19 protein-coding genes are annotated in these 23,562 nt (G+C 67.8%); 15 read left to right on the forward strand and 4 right to left on the reverse strand.

Annotation, left to right across the window (positions count from 1 at the left end):
* The first annotated feature begins 136 nt into the window (after window positions 1–136).
* A complete protein-coding gene (locus H9Y04_RS00470; protein ID WP_187811578.1) occupies window positions 137–637 on the forward strand; it encodes a hypothetical protein in 501 nt (166 codons plus the stop codon).
* A gap of 70 nt (window positions 638–707) precedes the next feature.
* Here the strand turns inward: H9Y04_RS00470 and H9Y04_RS00475 are convergent, their stop codons facing one another.
* The 4 genes from H9Y04_RS00475 to H9Y04_RS00490 all read right to left on the reverse strand — a co-directional run bounded on the left by H9Y04_RS00475 (window position 708) and on the right by H9Y04_RS00490 (window position 4,659).
* On the reverse strand, window positions 708–1,496 hold the full coding sequence (locus H9Y04_RS00475) for a succinate dehydrogenase/fumarate reductase iron-sulfur subunit (protein WP_187811579.1): 789 nt from the start codon (window positions 1,494–1,496) through the stop codon (window positions 708–710).
* Window positions 1,493–3,460, reverse strand: coding sequence for a fumarate reductase/succinate dehydrogenase flavoprotein subunit (locus H9Y04_RS00480; protein ID WP_187811580.1), 1,968 nt, complete (start codon window positions 3,458–3,460; stop codon window positions 1,493–1,495). The genes H9Y04_RS00475 and H9Y04_RS00480 overlap by 4 nt, the downstream gene beginning before the upstream one ends.
* A gap of 17 nt (window positions 3,461–3,477) precedes the next feature.
* Window positions 3,478–4,302, reverse strand: coding sequence for a succinate dehydrogenase subunit SdhC (gene sdhC / locus H9Y04_RS00485; RefSeq protein WP_187811581.1), 825 nt, complete (start codon window positions 4,300–4,302; stop codon window positions 3,478–3,480).
* A 69-nt stretch (window positions 4,303–4,371) separates the two neighbouring features.
* Complete coding sequence (locus H9Y04_RS00490; RefSeq protein WP_187811582.1) at window positions 4,372–4,659, reverse strand: Rv0250c family protein; 288 nt, start codon at window positions 4,657–4,659, stop codon at window positions 4,372–4,374.
* 347 nt (window positions 4,660–5,006) lie between these two features.
* Between H9Y04_RS00490 and H9Y04_RS00495 the strand changes: the two genes are divergently transcribed.
* The 14 genes from H9Y04_RS00495 to H9Y04_RS00560 all read left to right on the forward strand — a co-directional run bounded on the left by H9Y04_RS00495 (window position 5,007) and on the right by H9Y04_RS00560 (window position 23,558).
* Window positions 5,007–7,187 (forward strand): ABC transporter family substrate-binding protein, encoded by a 2,181-nt coding sequence (locus H9Y04_RS00495; protein WP_187811583.1) that lies wholly within the window; start codon window positions 5,007–5,009, stop codon window positions 7,185–7,187.
* Window positions 7,188–7,419: 232 nt separating this feature from the next.
* Entirely contained in the window at window positions 7,420–8,097 is a 678-nt protein-coding gene (locus tag H9Y04_RS00500) for a hypothetical protein (RefSeq protein ID WP_187811584.1), read from the forward strand.
* A gap of 187 nt (window positions 8,098–8,284) precedes the next feature.
* On the forward strand, window positions 8,285–10,192 hold the full coding sequence (typA, locus tag H9Y04_RS00505; RefSeq protein ID WP_187811585.1) for a translational GTPase TypA: 1,908 nt from the start codon (window positions 8,285–8,287) through the stop codon (window positions 10,190–10,192).
* Between the two features lie 485 nt (window positions 10,193–10,677).
* Window positions 10,678–12,297, forward strand: a complete 1,620-nt coding sequence (locus H9Y04_RS00510) for a peptide ABC transporter substrate-binding protein (protein ID WP_187811586.1) — start codon at window positions 10,678–10,680, stop codon at window positions 12,295–12,297.
* Window positions 12,298–12,435: 138 nt separating this feature from the next.
* Window positions 12,436–13,365 (forward strand): ABC transporter permease, encoded by a 930-nt coding sequence (locus tag H9Y04_RS00515; RefSeq protein ID WP_187811587.1) that lies wholly within the window; start codon window positions 12,436–12,438, stop codon window positions 13,363–13,365.
* Window positions 13,358–14,314 (forward strand): ABC transporter permease, encoded by a 957-nt coding sequence (locus H9Y04_RS00520; RefSeq protein WP_187811588.1) that lies wholly within the window; start codon window positions 13,358–13,360, stop codon window positions 14,312–14,314. Before H9Y04_RS00515 ends, H9Y04_RS00520 begins: the two co-directional genes overlap by 8 nt.
* Before the next feature lie 10 nt (window positions 14,315–14,324).
* Complete coding sequence (locus tag H9Y04_RS00525; protein WP_187811589.1) at window positions 14,325–15,383, forward strand: ABC transporter ATP-binding protein; 1,059 nt, start codon at window positions 14,325–14,327, stop codon at window positions 15,381–15,383.
* Window positions 15,376–16,524, forward strand: a complete 1,149-nt coding sequence (locus H9Y04_RS00530) for an ABC transporter ATP-binding protein (protein WP_187811590.1) — start codon at window positions 15,376–15,378, stop codon at window positions 16,522–16,524. The genes H9Y04_RS00525 and H9Y04_RS00530 overlap by 8 nt, the downstream gene beginning before the upstream one ends.
* 158 nt (window positions 16,525–16,682) lie before the next feature.
* Complete coding sequence (locus tag H9Y04_RS00535; RefSeq protein WP_187811591.1) at window positions 16,683–18,308, forward strand: peptide ABC transporter substrate-binding protein; 1,626 nt, start codon at window positions 16,683–16,685, stop codon at window positions 18,306–18,308.
* A 62-nt stretch (window positions 18,309–18,370) separates the two neighbouring features.
* A complete protein-coding gene (locus tag H9Y04_RS00540; protein WP_187811592.1) occupies window positions 18,371–19,294 on the forward strand; it encodes an ABC transporter permease in 924 nt (307 codons plus the stop codon).
* On the forward strand, window positions 19,287–20,276 hold the full coding sequence (locus tag H9Y04_RS00545; RefSeq protein ID WP_187811593.1) for an ABC transporter permease: 990 nt from the start codon (window positions 19,287–19,289) through the stop codon (window positions 20,274–20,276). Before H9Y04_RS00540 ends, H9Y04_RS00545 begins: the two co-directional genes overlap by 8 nt.
* Window positions 20,277–20,284: 8 nt before the next feature.
* On the forward strand, window positions 20,285–21,262 hold the full coding sequence (locus H9Y04_RS00550) for an ABC transporter ATP-binding protein (RefSeq protein ID WP_187811594.1): 978 nt from the start codon (window positions 20,285–20,287) through the stop codon (window positions 21,260–21,262).
* Complete coding sequence (locus H9Y04_RS00555; protein ID WP_187811595.1) at window positions 21,255–22,337, forward strand: ABC transporter ATP-binding protein; 1,083 nt, start codon at window positions 21,255–21,257, stop codon at window positions 22,335–22,337. Before H9Y04_RS00550 ends, H9Y04_RS00555 begins: the two co-directional genes overlap by 8 nt.
* A 204-nt stretch (window positions 22,338–22,541) precedes the next feature.
* Entirely contained in the window at window positions 22,542–23,558 is a 1,017-nt protein-coding gene (locus H9Y04_RS00560) for a hypothetical protein (RefSeq protein WP_187811596.1), read from the forward strand.
* The last annotated feature ends 4 nt before the right edge of the window (window positions 23,559–23,562 follow it).

Genomic DNA, 23,562 nt, shown 5'->3' on the forward strand with positions numbered 1-23,562 from the left:
ACGGCCGGTGCGCCCGATCCATCCGCGTGAAGTCACCGGGCCCGCCGTGTGGCCGGCCGCCACGGGTGGCACGGATGGCCGCGGCCACCACCGGACGGCCCCCGTCCGGTCCGTACCGTCCGAATGAGGTCTCTTCATGGCTTACCGTCACGGCGTCCGCGCAGCCGTCGTCGCCGCGTCCTTCCTCGCCCTCGTCCTGCCCGCGTCGCTCGCGCACGCGGACGCGGCGCCGCCCAAGAACTGCAACGCCTACCAGAAGACGGTCAACCGCCACCAGGAGGCCGCCGACCGGCTCGACGAGCGGTTCGCGGCGGAGCAGGCGAAGTCCGACGAACTGTACGACGCGGTCGTGGAAGCCACCGGCGAGGTCGACTGGATCATGGACTCGATCGGTGACGTCGAGGAAGGCCTCCACTACGCGGAGCCGGAGAGCGCGGAGTACGCGGAGCTCATCGAGAAGCGCGAGGACCTGCGCAAGGACCTGGAGAAGGCCCGCGCGAAGGAGCGCGCCGCCTACAACGCCTGGCGCGCGCACGAGCCCGACGAGGAGCTCGCCGAGCAGCGCACCAAGACCCACCGGCTCCTGAAGACGGCGAAGACCCGCCTGACCAACTGCCAGAACAAGCTGGCCGCCTGACACGACGAGGCGCAAGCCAGGGCCCGCCCCACCGCATCGGGCGGCGGGGCGGGCCGCGTGCTGTCCGGGATCAGGACTCCGTGCGCCGCCGGATCTTGTTCCCCAGCCACACCAGCGGGTCGTACTTGCGGTCCACCGCCCGCTCCTTCAGCGGAATCAGCGCATTGTCCGTGATCTTGATGTGCTCGGGGCAGACCTCGGTGCAGCACTTGGTGATGTTGCAGTAGCCGAGCCCGTGCTCGTCCTGGGCGGTCTTCTTCCGGTCGAGCCCTTCCTCGGCCGCCGCGTCCAGCGGATGCATGTCCAGCTCGGCCACCCGCATCAGGAAACGCGGCCCCGCGAAGGCCCCCTTGTTCTCCTCGTGGTCCCGCACCACATGGCAGGTGTCCTGGCACAGGAAGCACTCGATGCACTTGCGGAACTCCTGCGAGCGGTCCACGTCCTCCTGCATCATCCTGTACTCGCCGGGACCGAGCCCCTGCGGCGGCACGAAGGAGGTCACCTCACGGGCCTTGGTGTAGTTGAACCCGACGTCCGTCACCAGGTCCCGTACGACGGGAAAGGCGCGCAGCGGCGTGACGGTCAGCGTCTCCTCGCGCGAGAACGTGGACATCCGCGTCATGCACAGGAGCCGCGGCCGCCCGTTGATCTCCGCCGAGCAGGACCCGCATTTGCCGGCCTTGCAGTTCCAGCGCACCGCGAGATCGGGCGCCTGGGTGGCCTGCAGGCGGTGGATGATGTCGAGGACGACCTCCCCGTCGTTCACCTCGACCGTGAAGTCCTCGAGCCCGCCGCCGTCGGTGTCCCCGCGCCAGACCTTGAAGTGCGCCTCGTACGAGGTCGATGCAGCCGTGCTCATTCAAAGAGCTCCTCTTCGGCGAGGTACTTGACCAGCTCTTCCTTCTCGAACAGCGCGAGCAGGTCCGGTCGGATGGGTTCGGTCTCCTTGCGTACGAGCCGGATCTGGCCGCGTACGGGATCGGTGGCCGCGAGCCCGCCGGTGGGATCGGCGAGGTTGCACAGCAGATTGACCCGCCGCCAGGCGCGGTCCATGCCCGGATAGTCCTCGCGGGTGTGCCCGCCGCGGCTCTCGGTGCGCTCGAGGGCGGAGCGGGCGATGCACTCGCTGACGAGCAGCATGTTCCGCATGTCCAGGGCCAGATGCCAGCCCGGGTTGAACTGCCGGTGCCCCTCGACCCCGGCCCGTCGCGCCCGTACCCGCAGCTCCGCGAGCTTCTTGAGCGCCGTGGCCATCTCCTCCTCGCGGCGGATGATCCCCACGAGGTCGTTCATCGCCTGCTGCAGCTCCTGATGGAGCGTGTACGGGTTCTCCGCGGGCTTGGCGCCGGACGCCACCGGACCCTCGTCCACCAAGGACTCGTCCGGACCCTCCGCCGAGAAGGGCCGCAGCGCCTCCGCGGCCGCGAGGTCGATCTGCGTCTCCTCGATCACCGGCCGCTCGGCGAGCGACGCCGCGTACTGCGCCGCGTGCAGTCCGGCCCGCCGCCCGAAGACGAGCAGGTCGGACAGGGAGTTGCCGCCGAGCCGGTTCGAGCCGTGCATTCCGCCCGCGACCTCACCGGCCGCATAGAGCCCGGGCACACCGAGCGCGGCCGCCGTGTCGGACTCGACCGCGATCCCGCCCATCACGTAGTGACAGGTCGGCCCGACCTCCATCGCCTCGGCCGTGATGTCCACGTCCGCCAGCTCCTTGAACTGGTGGTACATGGACGGCAGTCGGCGCCGGATGACGTCCGCGGGCATACGGGTCGACACATCCAGGAACACGCCACCGTGCGGTGATCCGCGCCCCGCCTTGACCTCGGAGTTGATCGCCCGCGCGACCTCGTCCCGCGGCAGCAGCTCAGGAGGCCGCCGGTTGCGGTCCGGGTCCTCGTACCAGCGGTCGCCCTCCTCCTCGGACTCCGCGTACTTCTCCTTGAAGACATCCGGGATGTAGTCGAACATGAACCGCTTGCCCTCGGAGTTCCTGAGCACCCCGCCGTCCCCGCGGACGGACTCGGTGACGAGGATCCCCTTCACCGACGGCGGCCAGACCATGCCCGTCGGGTGGAACTGCACGAACTCCATGTTCATCAGCGGCGCCCCGGCGAGCAGCGCGAGCGCGTGCCCGTCGCCCGTGTACTCCCAGGAGTTGGACGTCACCTTGAAGGACTTGCCGATCCCACCGGTCGCGAGGATCACCGTCGGCGCCTCGATCACGAAGAAGCGCCCGGACTCCCGCTCGTACGAGAAGACCCCGGCCACCTTCCCGTCCACGTCGTCCTTGAGGATCCGCGTGACGGTGCACTCCTGGAAGACCTTCAGACCGGCCTCGTAGTCGCCGTGCTCCTTGAAGTCCTCCTGCTGCAGCGACACGATCTTCTGCTGCAGCGTCCGGATCAGCTCCAGGCCCGTACGGTCGCCGACATGCGCGAGCCGCGGGTACTCGTGTCCGCCGAAGTTGCGCTGCGAGATCCGCCCGTCCTTGGTGCGGTCGAACAGCGCACCCCAGGTCTCCAGCTCCCATACGCGGTCGGGGGCCTCCTGCGCGTGCAGCTCGGCCATCCGCCACTGGTTGAGGAACTTGCCGCCGCGCATCGTGTCGCGGAAGTGCACCTGCCAGTTGTCGCCGTCGTTCACATTGCCCATCGAGGCGGCGATGCCGCCCTCGGCCATCACGGTGTGGGCCTTGCCGAACAGGGACTTGCAGATCACCGCCGTCCGCGCGCCCTGCGCCCGCGCCTCGATCGCCGCCCGGAGACCGGCCCCGCCGGCCCCGACCACGACGACGTCCCACTGCTGCCGTTCCACTGTGGTCATTCAGAAGGCCCCTGACATCAGAAGAAGCGCGGATCGTCGAACACACCGCTGGCGACGAGATAGACGTAGAAGTCCGCGAGGGCGACGCTGATCAACGAGGCCCAGGCGAGCAGCATGTGACGGGCATTCAGCTTCCCGATCCACTGCCACATCCGGTAGCGCACAGGGTGCTTGGAGAAGTGCTTGAGCTTGCCCCCGACGATGTGCCGGCACGAGTGGCAGGACAGGGTGTAGGCCCAGATCAGCACGATGTTGACGAGGAACACGAGCGTGCCGAGGCCCATGTGGCCCCACGCGTAGTCTTCGTCGCGGAAGGCGAGCACGGTGTCGTACGTGAGGATGCCCGCCACCGGCACGGCCGCGTAGAAGAAGTAGCGGTGCATGTTCTGGAAGATCAGCGGGAACTTGGTCTCGCCGCTGTACTTCTTGTGCGGCTCGGCCACCGCGCAGGCCGGGGGAGAGGCCCAGAAGCCCCGGTAGTAGGCCTTCCGGTAGTAGTAGCAGGTGAGCCGGAAGCCCAGCGGGAAGATCAGGATCAGGAGCGCGGGCGAGAGCCCCCACCAGCTGCCGAAGATCTCCCAGTTGGGGCCGCCCTTCATGGGCTCGCAGTTCTCGGCGAGACAGGGCGAGTAGAACGGCGAGACGTAGGGCGCCGCGTAGTAGTCCGCGTTGGCGAAGGCGCGCCAGGTCGAGTACACGATGAAGGCGAGCAGCCCGGCGGCGGTCGCGGCCGGCTGCAGCCACCAGCGGTCGGTGCGCAGATGCGGGGCGGCGATGGCCGCGCGGCCGGCGCCGCGCACCCCGCCCTCGCTATGGACTTGAGGATCTGTGCCAGTTGCCAACTTCGGTCTCCAGTCGGTACGGCCCTACGGCGGCCGGAGCCGGGAGTCACACGCGCGGCGGCCGCCCGGTCAAGGGGCGTGGCGGTCGTGGGCTCCCAGCCCTTCGTCGTCGGAATCGGTCCACAAGGAACGGTCGTACGGGGCGTCCGGGATGGAGATCATCTCCGGCGGCGCCTTGGGGCGCAGCGTCGGCGCGGCTTCCTTGAGCAGGGCGACGCTGTCGCGCAGATGGTCGGCGTCCGTGCGCACCCGGCGGATGTCCAGGGCGGACCCGACATGCTGCTCGAGTCGTCCGACCGAGCGCACCAGATCGTCGAGACAGCGCTGAACGGCCGTCAAATCGTCGTGCAGGGACATGAGTTGCCCTCCACTTCCGCGTCATGCGGCGGGAACAGGACCGTGCGGGGGTCGTGCGCCTGCGAGTGTCGCGCGTCACATCCCGGATTGTGAAGGGATCTGCGCGGATTCCCCCGTACGAGGGTCGATGGGGGCTCATGAAGCACGGGTCGCGGCCGGATTGGGCCGCACGGGTGGGCTTGGCGCCGCCTGCCGACGTGTCTGCCGGGCCGCCTTCCGGCCATCCCGTTCAGTGGGCACGTATCCGTGTGATCAGCACGCAATATCTCCACATACCGCACCAGAATTGAACGATCCCGGCCTCAAGGGAAGCGCGGTGGCCGGGCTAGCCCCGGAGGTTCCACGCCATGCCCCCACGCGATCCCGCCGTCCCCGTCGGCGTCCGCCCCGCAGTGCGGGCGACGGCCTACCTCATCGCGGGCGTGCTCGCACTGCCCTCGCTCGCCGCGTGCGGGAGCGCCGACGACGCGGCCGGCGCCCCCGCGGCCGCCCAGGACATCGCGGCCGCCGAGCGTGATCTGATCGCCGACGGCGGCAAGGCGGCCTGGGCCGTGGACGCGCTGCCCGAGACCTTCAACTCCTTCCAGTCCGACGCGGATCCGGCCACCGCCCGGATCGCCGGCGCCGTCCTGCCGTCGATGTACGACCTCGACGAGCGCGGCCGCGCGGTGCGCAACGCGGACTACCTGGAGAGCGCCGAGATCATCGAGCGCGAGCCCAAGCAGGTCGTCCTGTACAAGCTGAACCAGCAGGCGGTGTGGAGCGACGGCCGGGAGATCGGCGCCGCCGACTTCGCCGCCCAGTGGCGCGCCCTGTCCGGCGAGGACTCCGCGTTCTGGACCGCGCGCAACGCGGGCTACGACCGGATCGAGAAGATCGAGAAGGGCGCCAACAACCTGGAGGTGCGCGTCACCTTCGAGAAGCCGTACACCGACTGGCGCTCGCTGTTCTCGCCGCTGTACCCCAAGGACGTCATGGGCACCCCGGACGCCTTCAACGACGGCGCCCGCAAGCAGCTGAAGGCGACGGCGGGACCGTTCCGTGTCGCGGAGGTCGACCGCAAGGCCGGCGAGCTCACGCTGACCCGCAACCCGCGGTGGTGGGGCCGGCCCGCCAAGCTGGAGAAGATGGTCCTCAAGGCCGTGCCGCGCGAGGACCGGGCCGAGGCCCTTGCCGCGGGCCAGGTGGACATCGCCGAGGTCACCCCCGACCAGGCCGAGCGCATCGCGCTCGCCGCTCGCGAGAAGGGTGCGAGCGGTCCGCTCGCGCACGGTCCGGGCGCCGAACTGACCCCGGCCAAGGCCCTCAATTCCTGGGCGATCGCCAACGACCCGGAGAACGAGGAGCGTGCCGAGGCCATGGCCGCCTCGGTCGCCAGGACCCACAAGGCCATCAAGAAGTACGCGAAGGAACAGCAGGGCCTGCGCGGCTTCGTGATCCGCAAGTCGCTCGAACCGGCTTACACCCAGCTGGCGTTGAACGGTTCCGGCGGCCCGCTCGCCGACGAGCGCGTCCGCCGCGCGGTGGCCCGCGCCCTGGACCGCGAGGAGCTGGCGCGCATCGTCCTCAAGCCGCTCGGTCTGCCGGTGAACCCGGTCGGTAGCCATGTCGCCCTGGCCGGCCAGGAGGCGTACTCCGACAACAGCGGAGCGATCGGCGACCAGGACACCGCCGAGGCCCGCGCGCTGCTCGCCGACGCGGGCTGGGTGCAGGGCGGTCCGGTCAAGACCGCGGGCAGCAAGGCGGACAAGAAGAAGGCCGCGGGCTCCGCCGACGAGGACGGGACGTACATCGTCGGCCAGGAGGACGGAAAGCCGCGCGCGGACACCGACTTCGAGGTGCGCGCCGACAACCAGCCCGAGGCGAAGGCCAAGCGCAAGGAAGAGGAGCGCGCCAAGAAGGACGCTCACCGCGGCGGCGCTCCCGGCGCCTACGCCCCCAAGGGCACCGCCGCCCCCAAGCCGGCCGGCGGTCCGCTCGCCAAGGACGGCGAGGCGCTGAACCTCAAGTTCGTGCTGCCCTCGGGCCCGGGTTCGGAGCAGCTGCGCGCGGTCGGCGAGGGGATCCAGCGGATGCTGCAGAAGGTCGGCATCCGCACCGAGATCACCAAGGTCCCGGACGACAGCTACTTCAAGGACCACATCGCCTCGGGCCAGTACGACATGGCGCTGTACTCCTGGCCCGGCTCGGCCTACCCGGCCACCGACGCCCGCCCGATCTTCGCCAAGCCGGAACCGGCGGCGGACGGTTCGCTCAACGTCGAGCAGAACTACACCCGGGTCGGCACGGACCACATCGACCAGCTCTTCGACCAGGCGCTCGCCGAGCTCGACGAGGGCAAGGCGCGGGACCTGGTCAGGAAGGCCGACGCCCGGATCTGGGCCGCGGCCGGCTCCATCCCGCTCTACCAGCGCCCCCAGCTGGTGGCGGTCCGCCCGGATCTCGCGAACACCGGCGCCTTCGGCTTCGAGTCGCCCTCGTACGAGGACATCGGCTTCCTGAAGGCGGCGCCGGCGGCGAAGAAATAGCGCCCGGCGCGACAGTGAAGATCACATAGCTCAGAAGTACCTCAAGTCCCTTGCCCGCCGGCCCCGCCGGCGGGCAAGGTCGTTCCCGACTCATTGACCCGTGTCATCCGCGCCGGCCGCCTGATCGCCTTCCTCAGAGGTTGATCAAATCCGAGGTACCCCCCCACGCCGGCGGGCCAGAATCACCACGCGATGTCCGACCAGCCATCGCGTACACAACGGGGGTACGACCATGAAGCGGATTCTGTCCATCAGCGCTGCCCTGCTCGCGCTGAGCGCGGCCGCCACGGCCTGCACGTCCTCGGACGACGGCACGAAGCGAGCGGACAAGCCGTCGCAGAAGGCCTGCTCCGGCGGGACGTACGAGTGGAGCGTGGCGCGGCGAGCGGAGCTGACCGGCCTCGCGAAGCCCATTCACCTGAAGAAGGACGGGCAGCCCTACACCGCGCACATCAAGTCGGTCGACGGCCGCTTCTACGTGGCGGGCGTGACCCCCGCGGGCGGCGGCAAGCGCGGCGACGCGGCCAAGGAGCCGAAGCCGGCGCAGGTCCTGGCCTCGCTGCGCAAGGAGCTCGGCACCGAGGAGCCGCTCGCGAAGCCCGGCGAGAAGTACATGGACGACAAGGACGGGCTGTACTTCGAGAACGCCACCGGCGACCCGGAGGGCCACTACTTCGCGTACTCCTACATCAACCTCGTCGAGGGCGACTACCGCTACACCTGCGGAGACGGGAAGCCCGTCGAGGGGCACGTGGTGACCTGGACGGGCACCGGCAGCGGCACGCTGCCCTGCGCCGCCCGCATCGAGGACGACGCCTTCGCCGGCGAACCCGACATGGCCACGGTCGAGTCGCAGGCCGCCCAGGCCTCCTGCCCGCCCGGCTCGGCGGCCCTGAAGGACCCCGCGTAAGGCGCGAAATGCCTGGTCAGGTGGCCTGTGCGGTACCCGCGCAGGCCACCCCCCGCCGCGCCACGTAGGATGGGGTAAGGCCGTGGCGTGTCCAGCCCGGCGCGGTGAAGGCGTACATCGGTCGACCAGACCGTTGAGATACGCGAGCCGCTCGCAAGTTCCACTCGTCCCGGGAGAAGCACCGCACGTGCCCACGCGCCACGACATTCGAAACGTCGCCATCGTCGCCCACGTCGACCACGGCAAGACGACCATCGTCGACGCCATGCTCAAGCAGGCGGGTTCCTTCGCTGCGCACGCCGCCGAGTCCCTCGACGACCGCATGATGGACTCGAACGACCTGGAGCGTGAGAAGGGCATCACGATCCTGGCCAAGAACACGGCCGTCAAGTACCACCCCAAGGATGGCGGCGACGTCATCACCATCAACATCATCGACACCCCCGGCCACGCCGACTTCGGTGGTGAGGTCGAGCGCGGTCTGTCGATGGTCGACGCGGTGGTCCTGCTCGTGGACGCGTCGGAGGGCCCGCTCCCGCAGACCCGCTTCGTGCTGCGCAAGGCGCTCCAGCAGCGGCTGCCCGTGATCCTTTGCATCAACAAGACGGACCGTCCGGACTCGCGGATCGACGAGGTCGTCAACGAGACGTACGACCTGTTCCTCGACCTCGACGCCGACGAGGACCAGATCGAGTTCCCGATCGTCTACGCCTGCGGCCGTGACGGCATCGCCTCGCTGACCAAGCCGGAGGACGGCACCGTCCCGGCCGACAGCGACAGCCTCGAACCGTTCTTCTCGACGATCCTGGAGCACGTCCCGGCTCCGGAGTACGACGAGAGCGCCCCGCTGCAGGCGCACGTCACCAACCTCGACGCCGACAACTTCCTCGGCCGTATCGCGCTGCTCCGTGTCGAGCAGGGCGAGCTGCGCAAGGGCCAGACGGTCGCGTGGATCAAGCGCGACGGCTCGGTCCAGAACGTCCGCATCACCGAGCTGATGATGACCGAGGCGCTCACCCGCAAGCCGGCCGAGATGGCGGGCCCCGGTGACATCTGCGCCGTGGCCGGTATCCCGGACATCATGATCGGCGAGACCCTGGCCGACCCGGAGAACCCGATCGCGCTGCCGCTCATCACGGTGGACGAGCCGGCCATCTCCATGACCATCGGTACCAACACCTCGCCGCTCGTCGGCCGTGGCGGCACCGGCAAGGGCGCCGACAACAAGGCCGCGGTCAAGGACCGCAAGGTCACCGCCCGCCAGGTCAAGGACCGCCTCGACCGCGAGCTCATCGGTAACGTCTCGCTGCGCGTCCTCGACACCGAGCGTCCCGACGCCTGGGAGGTCCAGGGCCGTGGTGAGCTGGCGCTCGCCATCCTGGTCGAGCAGATGCGCCGCGAGGGCTTCGAGCTGACCATCGGCAAGCCGCAGGTGGTCACGCAGGAGATCGACGGCAAGGTGCACGAGCCGGTCGAGCGCATGACGATCGACGTGCCCGAGGAGCACATGGGCGCCGTCACGCAGCTCATGGGCGTCCGCAAGGGCCGCATGGACAACATGTCGAACCACGGCTCCGGCTGGGTCCGTCTGGAGTTCGTCGTCCCGTCCCGCGGCCTCATCGGCTTCCGTACGGAGTTCCTGACGCAGACCCGCGGCACGGGCATCGCGCACTCCATCCACGAGGGCCTGGAGCCCTGGTTCGGCACCCTGGCGACCCGTAACAACGGTTCGCTGGTCGCCGACCGCGCCGGTGCCGTCACCGCGTTCGCGATGACCAACCTGCAGGAGCGCGGTGTGCTGTTCACCGAGCCCGGTACCGAGGTGTACGAGGGCATGATCGTCGGCGAGAACTCGCGCTCCGACGACATGGACGTGAACATCACCAAGGAGAAGAAGCTCACCAACATGCGTTCGGCCTCGGCCGACACGTTCGAGGCGATCGTCCCGCCGCGCAAGCTCTCCCTGGAGCAGTCCCTGGAGTTCTGCCGCGACGACGAGTGCGTCGAGGTCACCCCGGAGGCCGTGCGCATCCGCAAGGTCGTCCTGGACAAGACCGCCCGCGCCCGCACCGCCTCGCGCGCCAAGAACGCCTGAGCGCAGTGCTCCGCTGATTCAAGCCTGATTCAAGGCTGCTGAACCGGCCCGATTCCATGCCCAGTTGGGCGTAGAGTCGGGCCGGTTTCATGTCCGGGGGACACTCGCGACTCTCCGTGTTCCGCCCGACGCTACGCGTGTTGACACGCAAGTGGTTTTCCGCACCAGCCTGTCCGGAATGCGGACGCTCCTGACCGATAGATGTGTAACGAGTCCGTTTCGCGAGCATCTATCTCGGATCGGTTTGTCCGTATTTCGGAAGAAGTAGGCGACAGGTGTGATCGAACCGAGACCAAAAGAGTGTGGTCGGGCAGTACCCCATGGCTAATAGTTGAGCGCGTAGAGCTCGGGTCAATGGGTCACGCGCTGTGGGGAGCGCCGACTCACGAGCACACTGGGGTACTTGATCATCGCCGTCAGGGGTGTCGGCACAGAATCACTTACCCCCTCTTGTAGTGAACAAGTGGACTCATGAGGAGGAACCCATGCGTGGTGCCAAGAGCGCCAAGTGGGTCGCGATAGCCACTGCGGTGGCGCTGGGTGCGACTGCCTGTGGTGGTAGCGACGGCGATAGCGGCAACAAGGGCACCAAGGGCGGCAAGCCCGAGGGCTACGTCTCGATCGACGTCGGCGAGCCGCAGAAGCCGCTGATCCCGGCCGACACGAACGAGTCGAACGGCTCGTACGTCATCCAGTCCCTGTTCACGCAGCTGCTGGACTTCGACGGCGACGGCAACATCGTCTACACGAACGCCGAGTCGGTCGAGTCCGCGGACTCGAAGACCTGGACCGTGAAGCTCAACAAGGGCTGGAAGTTCCACAACGGCGAGGACGTCACGGCGAAGTCGTACGTCGACGCGTGGAACTGGTACGCCAACATCAAGAACAACCAGCAGAACTCCTTCTGGTTCCAGGACATCAAGGGTTACGACGACGTCCACCCCGAGAAGGGTGACCCGAAGGCCGAGACCATGTCCGGCCTGAAGATCGTCGACGACCACACCTTCACGATCGAGCTGAAGTACACGATGCCGTACTTCAACTACAAGCTCGGCTACACCACCTGGGCCCCGCTGCCCAAGGTCTTCTACGACGACCCGAAGGCCTTCGGCCAGAAGCCGGTCGGCAACGGTCCCTACACCTTCGAGAAGTGGGACCACAAGAAGCTCATCCAGGTCAAGGCCAACCCGGACTACAAGGGTCCGAACAAGGCCGCCAACAAGGGCGTCCAGTTCAAGGCGTACACGACCCTCGAGGCCGCGTACAAGGACGTCGTCTCCGGCAACCTGGACATGATCCGCCAGGTCGGCCCGACGGACCTGCCGAAGTACAAGCAGGACCTGGGCGACGGCGCCATCGAGCAGCCGTACGCGGCCATCCAGACGCTGACCCCGGCGTTCTACTCGAAGACCTTCAAGGACATCGACCCGAAGGTCCTCCAGGGTCTGTCGATGGCGATCGACCGCGACACCATCACCAAGACGGTGCTGAACAACACCCGTACTCCGGCCAAGTCCTTCACGCCTCCGGGCGTCAAGGGCAACCAGGACCTGGACACGGACGTGTTCACGTACAACCCGGAGAAGGCCAAGAAGCTCATCGAAGAGGGCGGTGGCGTTCCGGGCAACAAGTTCACCGTTCAGTACAACACCGACGGTGGGCACAAGGAGTGGGTGACCGCGGTCTGCGAGTCCATCCGCAAGAACACCGGTGTCGAGTGTGTCGGCGACCCGAAGCCTGACTTCGCCACGGACCTCGAGGCCCGTGACAACGACCAGGTCAAGGGCATGTACCGCGGTGGTTGGGTTGCCGACTACCCGGTCAACGCCAACTTCATGAAGGAGCTGTACCACACCACCGCCGAGGCCAACAACGGTCGCTTCTCCAACAAGGAGATCGACGCGCTGATGAACGAGGCCGACAAGGCCAAGTCCCTCGACGAGTCGGTGAAGGCCTTCCAGGAGGTCGAGAAGAAGCTGGTCGAGCACATGCCGGCCATCCCGCTCTGGTACTACCGCATCAACGGTGGTCACGGTAAGAACGTCGACAACGTGAACGTCGACTTCCACGGTGACCTCGAGGTCTGGGCCGTCACCACCAAGTAAGACGAGCCCGCGGGCCTCATCCCCAATTCGGCCGTTGACCCACCGCCGTCGCAAGGCGGCGGTGGGAGGTTGCACGGGGCCGTCCCCTGACCCAGGGGGCGGCCCCCGCACCTGCAGTAACCCCTCACGGAGGCACCTATGGGGCGCTATGTCGCACGACGACTGCTCCAGATGATCCCGGTCTTCATCGGGTCAACTTTCATCATCTTCTTCATGATGTACGCCCTGCCCGGCGATCCCGTCAGGGCAATGATGGGGGATCAGGCGTACGACCCCGCAGTGGTCGCGAGCATCAAGAAGGACCTCGGCCTTGATCAGCCGATCATTCAGCAGTACGTCACGTACATGGGGAACCTCGTCCAGGGTGACTTCGGTACCCAGATCGCGAGTGGACGTCCCATCGCGGACATCATCGCCGACGCCTTCCCTGTGACGATCCGGCTGACGATCTTCGCCTTCACGTTCGTCTCGCTCGTCGGCATCGGCCTCGGCATCGTCGCCGGCCTGAAGCCCGACACCCTGCGTGACCGTGGACTGCTCACCCTGACGCTGTTCCTCGTCTCGATGCCGTCCTTCGTGCTGGGCTTCCTTCTTCAGTACCTGCTGGCCTTCCAGTGGAAGGTCACCGATCCGACGGTGACCGATTCCGAGAACTGGGGCCAACTCATGCTTCCCGCCATCGTGTTGGCGTCGCTCTCGCTCGCCTATGTCGCCCGGTTGACCCGCACGTCGATCGCGGAGAACCTGCGGTCGGACTACATGCGCACCGCCGTGGCGAAGGGTCTGCCGCGCCGCCGCATCATCGGCGTCCACCTGATGCGCAACTCGCTGATCCCCGTGGTCACGTTCCTCGGTATCGAGGTCGGCAACCTGATGACCGGTGCCATCGTGACCGAGGGCATCTTCAACGTGCGGGGTATCGGCGTCGAGATCTACGAGGCGCTCAGTCGGCGTGAGGGTGCCACCGTCGTGGGTATCGCCTCGCTGATGGTTCTCATCTACCTCGCCGCCAGCTTGATCGTCGACCTGCTTTACGCGGTCCTGGACCCGAGGATCCGGTATGCCTGACAAGACCGTTGAGAAGGTCGCCACCGCAACTGGCGAGCCGATTCCGGCCGTTGCCACGGACGCCGGTCCGGCTGCGACGGGCAAGCCGCGCAGCCTCTGGTCCGACGCCTGGCACGACCTGCGGCGCAACCCGCTGTTCCTCGTGTCCGCCGTGCTGATCGTCTTCCTTCTCGTGATGGCGATATGGCCGAGCCTGTTCACCAGCGCCTCGCCGCGTGACGTCGAGAACCTGGCCCGCGACTTCCGGCAGCCCCCGCAGTGGGGTCATGTCTTCGGCCGCGACTGGCTGGGCTTCGACGGCCAGGGCCGCTCGATCTACGCGCGCATCGTGTACGGCGCCCGCGCCTCGATCACCGTCGGTGTGGGCGTGACCGTCTGCGTCACCATCCTCGGCACGATCGTGGGCATGATCGCCGGTTACTTCGGCGGCTGGATCGACACCCTGCTCTCGCGGATGACCGACATCTTCCTCGGCATCCCGTTCCTGCTCGGCGCCCTCGTCGTCCTCAACACCTTCGAGAAGCGCAGCGTCTGGGTCGTCATCCTGGCCCTGGCCTTCCTGGGCTGGACGCAGATCGCCCGTGTCGCCCGCGGCGCGGTGATCACGATCAAGCAGGCCGACTACGTGGTGGCCGCCAAGGCGCTCGGCGCCTCGACCACCCGGATCCTGATGCGGCACATCCTGCCGAACGCGCTCGCGCCGATCATCGTCGTCGCGACCATCGCACTCGGTGGTTACATCGCCGCGGAGGCCACGCTGTCCTTCCTCGGCATCGGCCTCACCGAGCCGACCGTGTCCTGGGGTGGAGACGTGTCCACGGGACGTGAGCTGCTGCGTATCGCCCCGCACGTCCTGATCATCCCCTCGGTGATGGTCTCGATCACGGTGCTCTCGTTCCTGATGTTCGGCGATGCTGTACGCAACGCCCTCGACCCCAAGCTGCGCTGAGGGAGGCGTTGTGACCACCATCGACAAGGCGTCGACCGTCCCGGGCCCCCGAGGCCCGCAGGACGACGGCGGACCCCTGCTCGAAGTCCGCGATCTGCACGTGGAGTTCAGCACCCGCGACGGTGTCGCCAAGGCCGTGAACGGTGTGAACTACACCGTCAGCGCCGGCGAGACCCTCGCCGTCCTCGGCGAGTCCGGCTCCGGCAAGTCCGTGACCGCTCAGGCGATCATGGGCATCCTGGACATGCCGCCGGGCCGTATCCCCAAGGGAGAGATCTTCTTCCGCGGGCAGGACATGCTGAAGATGTCCAACGACGAGCGGCGCAAGATCCGCGGCCAGAAGATCGCGATGATCTTCCAGGACGCGCTCTCCTCGCTCAACCCGGTGCTCTCCGTGGGCTACCAGCTCGGCGAGATGTTCCGCGTGCACCAGGGTCTCTCCAAGAAGGAGGCCAAGGCCAAGGCCATCGAGCTGATGGACAGGGTCAAGATTCCCGCCGCGAGCGCGCGGGTCAACGACTACCCCCACCAGTTCTCCGGCGGTATGCGCCAGCGCATCATGATCGCCATGGCCCTGGCCCTGGAGCCGGACCTGATCATCGCGGACGAGCCCACCACGGCGCTCGACGTGACCGTCCAGGCCCAGGTCATGGACCTCCTCGCGGAGCTGCAGCGCGAGTACAACATGGGTCTGATCCTGATCACCCACGACCTCGGCGTCGTCGCCGACGTCGCGGACAAGATCGCCGTGATGTACGCGGGCCGGATCGTCGAGACCGCACCGGTGCACGAGCTGTACAAGCGCCCGGCGCACCCCTACACCAAGGGTCTGCTCGAGTCGATCCCGCGCCTGGACCAGAAGGGCTCGGAGCTCTACGCGATCAAGGGTCTGCCGCCCAACCTGACGCGGATCCCGAGCGGCTGCGCCTTCAACCCGCGCTGCCCGCAGGCCCAGGACGTCTGCCGTACGGACATCCCGGCGCTGATCCCGGTGACCGAGCGCGACGGCGGCGAGCTGCCCGGCCGCGGCAGCGCGTGCCACTTCTGGAAGGAGACGATCCATGGCTGAGCTGAGCAAGAAGGATGAGGCTGTGGACGCCACTCCCAACGTCACCGAGGTGGAGACGGTCGACGCCGCCACCGCCGAGGAGGCCGTCGCGGCCATCGAGGCCCCCGTCGAGCGCGGTGAGCCGATCCTGCAGGTGCGCAACCTGGTCAAGCACTTCCCGCTGACCCAGGGCATCCTCTTCAAGAAGCAGGTCGGCGCGGTCAAGGCCGTGGACGGGGTCTCCTTCGACCTCTACCAGGGCGAGACCCTCGGCATCGTGGGCGAGTCCGGCTGTGGCAAGTCCACCGTTGCCAAGCTCCTGATGATGCTGGAGTCCGCCACGGCCGGCGAGGTCTTCTACAAGGGCCAGGACATCACCAAGCTGTCGGGGCGCGCGCTCAAGGCCGTGCGCCGCAACATCCAGATGGTGTTCCAGGACCCGTACACCTCGCTGAACCCGCGTATGACGGTCGGCGACATCATCGGGGAGCCCTTCGACATCCACCCCGAGGTGGCCCCGAAGGGTGACCGGCGCAAGAAGGTCCAGGACCTTCTCGACGTCGTCGGTCTCAACCCCGAGTACATCAACCGCTACCCGCACCAGTTCTCCGGCGGTCAGCGCCAGCGCATCGGCATCGCCCGCGGCCTCGCGCTCAACCCGGAGATCATCATCTGCGACGAGCCGGTCTCCGCGCTCGACGTATCGGTGCAGGCGCAGGTCATCAACCTGATGGAGAAGCTGCAGGACGAGTTCAACCTCTCCTACATCTTCATCGCGCACGACCTGTCGATCGTCCGGCACATCTCCGACCGCGTCGGCGTGATGTACCTGGGCAAGATGGCCGAGATCGGGACCGACACCCAGATCTACGACCACCCGACCCACCCGTACACGCAGGCGCTGCTCTCCGCGGTGCCCGTGCCGGACCCGGAGTCCCGCGAGGGCCGCGAGCGCATCATCCTCACCGGCGACGTCCCGTCGCCGGCCAACCCGCCGTCGGGCTGCCGCTTCCGCACCCGCTGCTGGAAGGCCGAGGACAAGTGCGCCACTGAGGTGCCGCTGCTCGCCATCCCGCAGCGCTTCGTCGGCAAGGACACGCCGGCCGCCCACGAGTCGGCCTGCCACTTCGCCGAGGAGAAGGACGTCGTGCACGCGGCGTAACCCGTACCGCGCGGAACCCCCGGATGTCCTGATGGGCGTCCGGGGGTTCCTGCGTTCCAGTGGGAGTGCACTCGGAAAGCCTCCGTCGACGTGCGGAATCGACCCATTTGGGGTGTATTGGGCCGTAACTGAGTTCAGGCCTGACAAGGAGGCACTCCATGCGTGGAGCCACACACGCCAAGTGGGCCGCATGCGCGGTGACCGTAGCGCTGGCGGCGACCGCCTGCGGTGGCGGCGGCAGCGGCGGCGGGAGCGGTGACGGCTCCGGCATCGTGCGGTCCTCATGGGGTGACCCGCAGAACCCGCTCGAGCCCGCGAACACCAACGAGGTGCAGGGCGGCAAGGTCCTCGACATGCTCTTCCGGGGTCTGAAGAAGTACGACCCGAAGTCCGGCGAGGCCCAGGACCTGATCGCCGAGAAGATCGAGACCACCGACTCGCAGAACTTCACCGTCACGATCAAGGACGGCTGGACGTTCAGCAACGGTGAGAAGGTCACGGCCAAGTCCTTCGTCGACGCCTGGAACTACGGCGCCCACGTGGACAACAAGCAGAACAACGCGCCGTTCTTCTCCAACATCAAGGGCTACGACGAGGTCCACCCCGAGGGCGGCGCGGCCAAGGCCAAGACCATGTCGGGCCTGGTCGTCAAGGACGACAAGACCTTCACGGTCGAGCTCAAGGACAAGTTCTCGACCTGGCCCGAGACCCTCGGCTACCAGGCCTTCTCGCCGCTGCCCGAGGCCTTCTTCAAGGACCACGACGCCTGGCTGTCCAAGCCCATCGGCAACGGCCCGTACACCGTCGACTCGTACGCGAAGGGCTCGGAGATGAAGCTCCGCGCCTGGGACGGGTACAAGGGCGAGGACAAGGCGCGGAACGGCGGTGTGGACCTCAAGGTCTACACCGACAACAACACCGCCTACACCGACCTCATGGCCGGCAACCTCGACCTCGTCGACGACGTGCCGGCGCAGCAGCTCAAGAACGTCAAGGCCGACCTCGGCGACCGGTACATCAACCAGCCCGCGCTGATCATCCAGACGCTGGTCTTCCCGATGTACGAGGCGAACTGGTCCAAGGCCGGCATGGAGAAGGTCCGCCGTGGTCTGTCCATGGCGATCAACCGCGACGAGATCACCAAGCAGATCTTCGAGGAGACCCGTACCCCCGCGAAGGACTGGACCTCGGCCGCGCTCGGCGACAAGGGCGGCTACAAGGACGTGTGCGGCGACGCCTGCACGTACAACCCGGACGAGGCCAAGAAGCTGGTCGCGGAGGGCGGCGGGCTGCCCGGCGGGAAGATCACCATCTCCTCGAACGTGGACACCGGATCGCACCGGGTGTGGATGGACGCGGTCTGCAACTCCATCAACAACGCGCTCGGCAAGGGCAGCTGCACGGTCAACCCGATCGGCACCTTCGCCGACTTCAAGAACCAGCTGGGCGCCTACAAGTTCACCGGCCCGTTCCGTTCGGGCTGGCAGGCGGACTACCCGCTGATCCAGAACTTCCTGCAGCCGCTGTACTACAAGAACGGCTCGTCGAACTACGGCAAGTTCGACAACAAGGCCTTCAACGACCTGGTGGACAAGGCGAACCAGGAGACCGACCAGGCCAAGGCCACCGAGGACTTCCAGAACGCCGAGAAGATCCTCGCCGAGCAGATGCCCGCGATCCCGCTCTGGTACCAGAACGGTTCGGCCGGCTACTCGGACCAGGTCTCGGATGTGACCCTCAACCAGTTCAGCGTCCCGGTCTACGACCAGATCAAGGTCAACTGACCCACTCCCCTTGAGGGGCCGCCCGTTTCGGGGCGGCCCCTTCCCCGACCCCCGGAGCTGTCATGGGACGCTACGTGATCCGGCGGCTGCTCCAGATGATCCCGGTGTTCATCGGAGCGACCTTCCTGATCTTCGTCATGGTGTACGCGCTCGGCGACCCGGTCGCGGCGCTGTTCGGCGACAAGGCGCCCGACCCGGCGACGGCCGCGCGCATCCGCGAGGATCTCGGCCTCGACAAGCCCTTGTGGCAGCAATACCTGCACTACATGGGCAATATCTTCCGGGGCGACTTCGGCACCGCGTTCAACGGGCAGAAGGTCACGGAACTGATGGCCACGGCCTTCCCGGTGACGGCGAAGCTGACCCTGGTCGCGATCGTCATCGAGATCGTCGTCGGCATCGCCCTCGGCGTGGTCAGTGGTCTCAAGCGGGGCCGTCCGCTCGACACCTCGCTGCTGGTGCTCACGCTGATCGTGATCTCGGTCCCGACCTTCGTCTCCGGCTATCTCCTGCAGTACCTCTTCGGCCTGAAGCTCGGCTGGGTGCGGCCCACGGTCTCAACCGACGCACCCCTCAACGAGCTGATCCTGCCGGGCATCGTGCTCGCCCTCGTCTCCCTCGCATACGTCACGCGCCTGACGCGGACGTCGATCGCGGAGAACGCCCGCGCCGACTATGTGCGTACGGCGGTGGCGAAGGGCCTTCCGCGGCGGCGGGTGATCACCAAGCACCTCCTTCGCAACTCGCTGATCCCGGTGGTCACCTTCATCGGTGCGGACATCGGCGCCCTCATGGGCGGCGCGATCGTCACCGAGCGGATCTTCAACATCCACGGCGTGGGCTACCAGCTCTACAACGGCATCCTGCGCGGCAACACCCCGACCGTGGTCGGCTTCGTGACGATCCTCGTGCTCGTCTTCCTGGTGGCCAACCTCCTTGTCGACCTGCTGTATGCGGTCCTGGACCCGAGGATCCGTTATGCCTGAGGCCTACGACCCCAAGGACGTCGCCAAGGACGCCATCGCGCCGACCGGAGCAGGCGGAGCGATGGACCTGGCGATGAGCGAAGCGGAGACGCTGGAGAAGAACCCGGGCGGCCCGCTCGGCACCGGACCGCAGGAGAAGGCCCGCAGCCTGTGGACCGACGCCTGGCACCAGCTGCGCCGCAACCCGGTCTTCATCATCTCCTCGCTCCTGATCCTCTTCCTGATCGTCATCTCGCTGTGGCCCTCGCTGATCGCCAGCGGCGACCCCAACTCCTGCCAGCTGTCCAAGGCGCACGAGTCCGCGACCTCGGGCCATCCCTTCGGCTACGACGCGCAGGGCTGCGATGTCTATACGAGGACGGTGTACGGGGCCCGCGCCTCGATCGCCGTCGGTATCTGCGCCACGCTCGGCGTGGCCATCCTCGGCTCGCTGATGGGCGGTCTGGCCGGCTTCTTCGGCGGCTGGTGGGACGGGCTGCTCTCGCGGCTCGCGGATGTGTTCTTCGCGATCCCGGTGATCCTCGGCGGTCTGGTCTTCCTGTCCGTGGTGGTCTCCTCGACCATCTGGCCGGTGGTCGGCTTCATGATCCTGCTCGGCTGGCCGCAGATCTCCCGTATCGCCAGAGGCGCGGTGATCACCGCCAAGCAGAACGACTACGTGCAGGCCGCGCGGGCACTCGGCGCCTCCAACTCGCGGATGCTCCTGAGGCATGTGGCGCCCAACGCGATCGCGCCCGTGATCGTGGTCGCGACCATCGCGCTCGGTACGTACATCGCGCTCGAGGCGACGCTCTCGTATCTGGGTGTGGGCCTGCGGCCGCCGACGGTCTCGTGGGGCATCGACATCTCCAACGCCTCGCAGTACATCCGCAACTATCCGCATGAACTGCTGTGGCCCGCCGGCGCCCTGAGCATCACCGTGCTCGCGTTCATCATGCTCGGCGACGCGGTGCGCGACGCCCTCGACCCGAAGCTGAGGTGAGACGTCGCATGCTGCTCGAAGTGCGCGATCTGCAGGTGGAGTTCCGTACGCGCGACGGCGTGGCCAAGGCCGTCAACGGCGTGACCTACGAGGTCGACGCGGGCGAGACCCTCGCCGTGCTCGGCGAGTCCGGCTCGGGCAAGTCCGTGACGGCGCAGGCCATCATGGGCATCCTCGACATGCCGCCCGGCAAGATCACGGGCGGGGAGATCCTCTTTCAGGGCAAGGACCTGCTCAAGATGAAGGAGGACGAGCGGCGCAAGGTGCGCGGCGCCGAGATGGCGATGATCTTCCAGGACGCGCTGAGCTCGCTCAACCCCGTCCTGAGCGTGGGCGACCAGCTCGGCGAGATGTTCATCGTGCATCGCGGGATGTCCAAGAAGGACGCGCGGGCCAAGTCCATCGAGCTGATGGACCGGGTGCGGATCCCGGCCGCGAAGGAGCGGGTCTCGCAGTACCCGCACCAGTTCTCCGGCGGTATGCGCCAGCGCATCATGATCGCGATGGCGCTCGCGCTCGAACCCGCCCTGATCATCGCGGACGAGCCCACCACGGCGCTCGACGTCACCGTCCAGGCCCAGGTCATGGATCTGCTCGCGGAGCTCCAGCGCGAGCTCAACATGGGCCTGATCCTCATCACGCACGACCTCGGCGTGGTGGCGGACGTGGCCGACAAGATCGCGGTGATGTACGCGGGCCGGATCGTCGAACGCGCCCCCGTCCACGACATCTACAAGGCCCCGGCCCACCCGTACACCAAGGGCCTGCTCGAATCGATCCCGCGCCTGGACCAGAAGGGCCAGGAGCTCTACGCGATCAAGGGTCTTCCGCCCAACCTGATGGCGATCCCGCCCGGCTGTGCCTTCAACCCCCGCTGCCCGCGCGCCCAGGACGTCTGCCGCACCGACGTACCGCCGCTCGCCCAGGTGTCCGAGGACCGGCAGAGCGCCTGTCACTTCTGGAAGGAGACGCTGCGCGATGCCTGAGCTGACGAAGGAGATCGCCGACGCGCATCCCACGCCGACGGCCGAGCCGATCCTTGAAGTGCGCGGCCTGGTCAAGCACTTCCCGCTGACCCAGGGGATCCTCTTCAAGAAGCAGATCGGCGCGGTCAAGGCCGTGGACGGCGTGGACTTCGACCTCGGCGCGGGCGAGACCCTCGGCATCGTGGGCGAGTCCGGCTGCGGCAAGTCGACGGTCGCCAAGCTGCTCGTGAATCTGGAGCAGCCCACGGCGGGGGAGATCCGCTACAAGGGCGAGGACATCACCAAGCTGTCGGGGCGCGCGCTCAAGGCGGTGCGCCGCAACATCCAGATGGTGTTCCAGGACCCTTACACCTCCCTCAACCCCCGCATGACCGTGGGCGACATCATCGGGGAGCCGTACGAGATCCACCCCGAGGTCGCGCCGAAGGGCTCGCGGCGGCAGAAGGTGCAGGAACTGCTCGATGTGGTCGGTCTCAACCCCGAGTACATCAACCGCTATCCGCACCAGTTCTCCGGCGGTCAGCGCCAGCGCATCGGCATCGCGCGCGGGCTGGCGCTGCGGCCCGAGATCATCGTGGCGGACGAGCCGGTCTCGGCGCTCGACGTCTCCGTGCAGGCGCAGGTCGTGAACCTCCTGGAGAAGCTGCAGGACGAGTTCGGCCTGTCGTACGTGTTCATCGCGCACGACCTGTCGATCGTGCGGCACATCTCCGACCGGGTCGGGGTCATGTACCTCGGCCGGCTCGTGGAGATCGGCAGCGATCGGGAGATCTACGACCACCCGACGCACCCCTACACCCAGGCGCTCCTGTCCGCCGTGCCCGTCCCCGACCCGGACGCGCGGCTGCACCGCGAGCGGATCATCCTCAGCGGCGATGTGCCCTCGCCGGCCAATCCGCCCTCGGGCTGCCGGTTCCGTACGCGGTGCTGGAAGGCGCAGGAGCGGTGCGAGCTGGAGGTGCCGGAGCTCGCGGTGCCGGCCGTGTTCCGCCTCGAGGGCGGGCCCACGGCCCATCCGTCGGCCTGCCACTTCGCCGAGGAGAAGCAGGTGGTCCCGGAGTCGGACGAATCGTGATGCTCCGGCACCAAGTGCGTTAACACGCAGGCAACTTGGGTGTCGCAACCGCGAATCACGAGCGGGTCACGATGATGCGCGTACGGCCGTGCGGGTGCCGTAGATCGGCCGGGGCACGCCATGTCGCCCCGGCCGATCGTCTTTCCGTCCGGCTCATGTGGGCCCCCTTGTCCATTGCCGCCCACAGCGGGAGTATCGCGGCCTATGGGGCAGCCGCAGATACTCACCCGGGGAGCGCGGATCACCGGATCCGTGGCGTCGGCGCTGATCGCGCTGATCAGTGCCGGCTGGATCGTGCGCGATCTGTACGAGGCGAAGAGCGCCGAACCGGTCTGGCGGCTGTGGATCGGGCTTCAGCCCGAGGTCCAGCTGATCCTCTACTCCAGCCTGATCGACCTCGTGCTCTTCCTCGTCTGCGCCGTTGTCGCCGTGACCGCGGTGAGCTCGCCCTCGGCCACCTCCTCGCTCGTGGCGGCCGGAGTGCTCGCGGTCTTCTCGCGCGCCCCCAGCGTCTGGCTCCTGATGGACGAGGAGCGGTTCGGCGCCATCGACATCCGGGTCCGGCTGCTCGCGGGCGCCGCCGCCACCGTCGGGCTCGGGGTGATCCTGCTGCTGCTCGCGGCCTTCGGACGCCGCCCCGCCGGGGAGTCCGCCTCCTACTCGTACACCTTCGACGTCGAGCAGGAACCGCCGCGGCCCACCAACGCCGCCGCGGCCACGGCCTTCATCTTCCTGGGCGCGGCGGCCGCCGTGAGCGGCGCCTGGCAGGTGCACACGGCCCTCGACGCCGACGGCGGCTGGCGGCAGTACCGCGAACTGCTCGTCGGGGACGTCTCGTTGACCTCGGTGCTCGATCCGCCGATCGGCTGGCTGGTCTGGTCGGCCTCGCTGTTCGCCCTGGTCGCGGCGGTGGCCGCGCTGCAGCACGCCTCGTTCGGCCGCGCCCTGGGGATGACGGCCGCCACCGTCTATCTGGTGTTCGGGGCCGCCGGGATCGGCTGGATCGTGGAGACCGACCGGTTCGACGGGCTGTTCGACGCGCCCCTGAGGGTCCAGCTGGACGTGCTCAGCCAGCTCTTCTACGCACTGGCCGGCCTCGTGGCCCTGCTCGTGCTGCTGCGCGGGCGCGAGCGCCGCGAGGAGGAGACGTACGGAGGGTGGGATCCCGCCGACGGCACATACGGACCGCCGCCACCCTCCTCGCTGCCGCCGGGCTGGTGACCGC

It is taken from the genome of Streptomyces polyasparticus, from assembly GCF_014493765.1.
Taxonomy (GTDB): Bacteria; Actinomycetota; Actinomycetes; order Streptomycetales; family Streptomycetaceae; genus Streptomyces; species Streptomyces polyasparticus.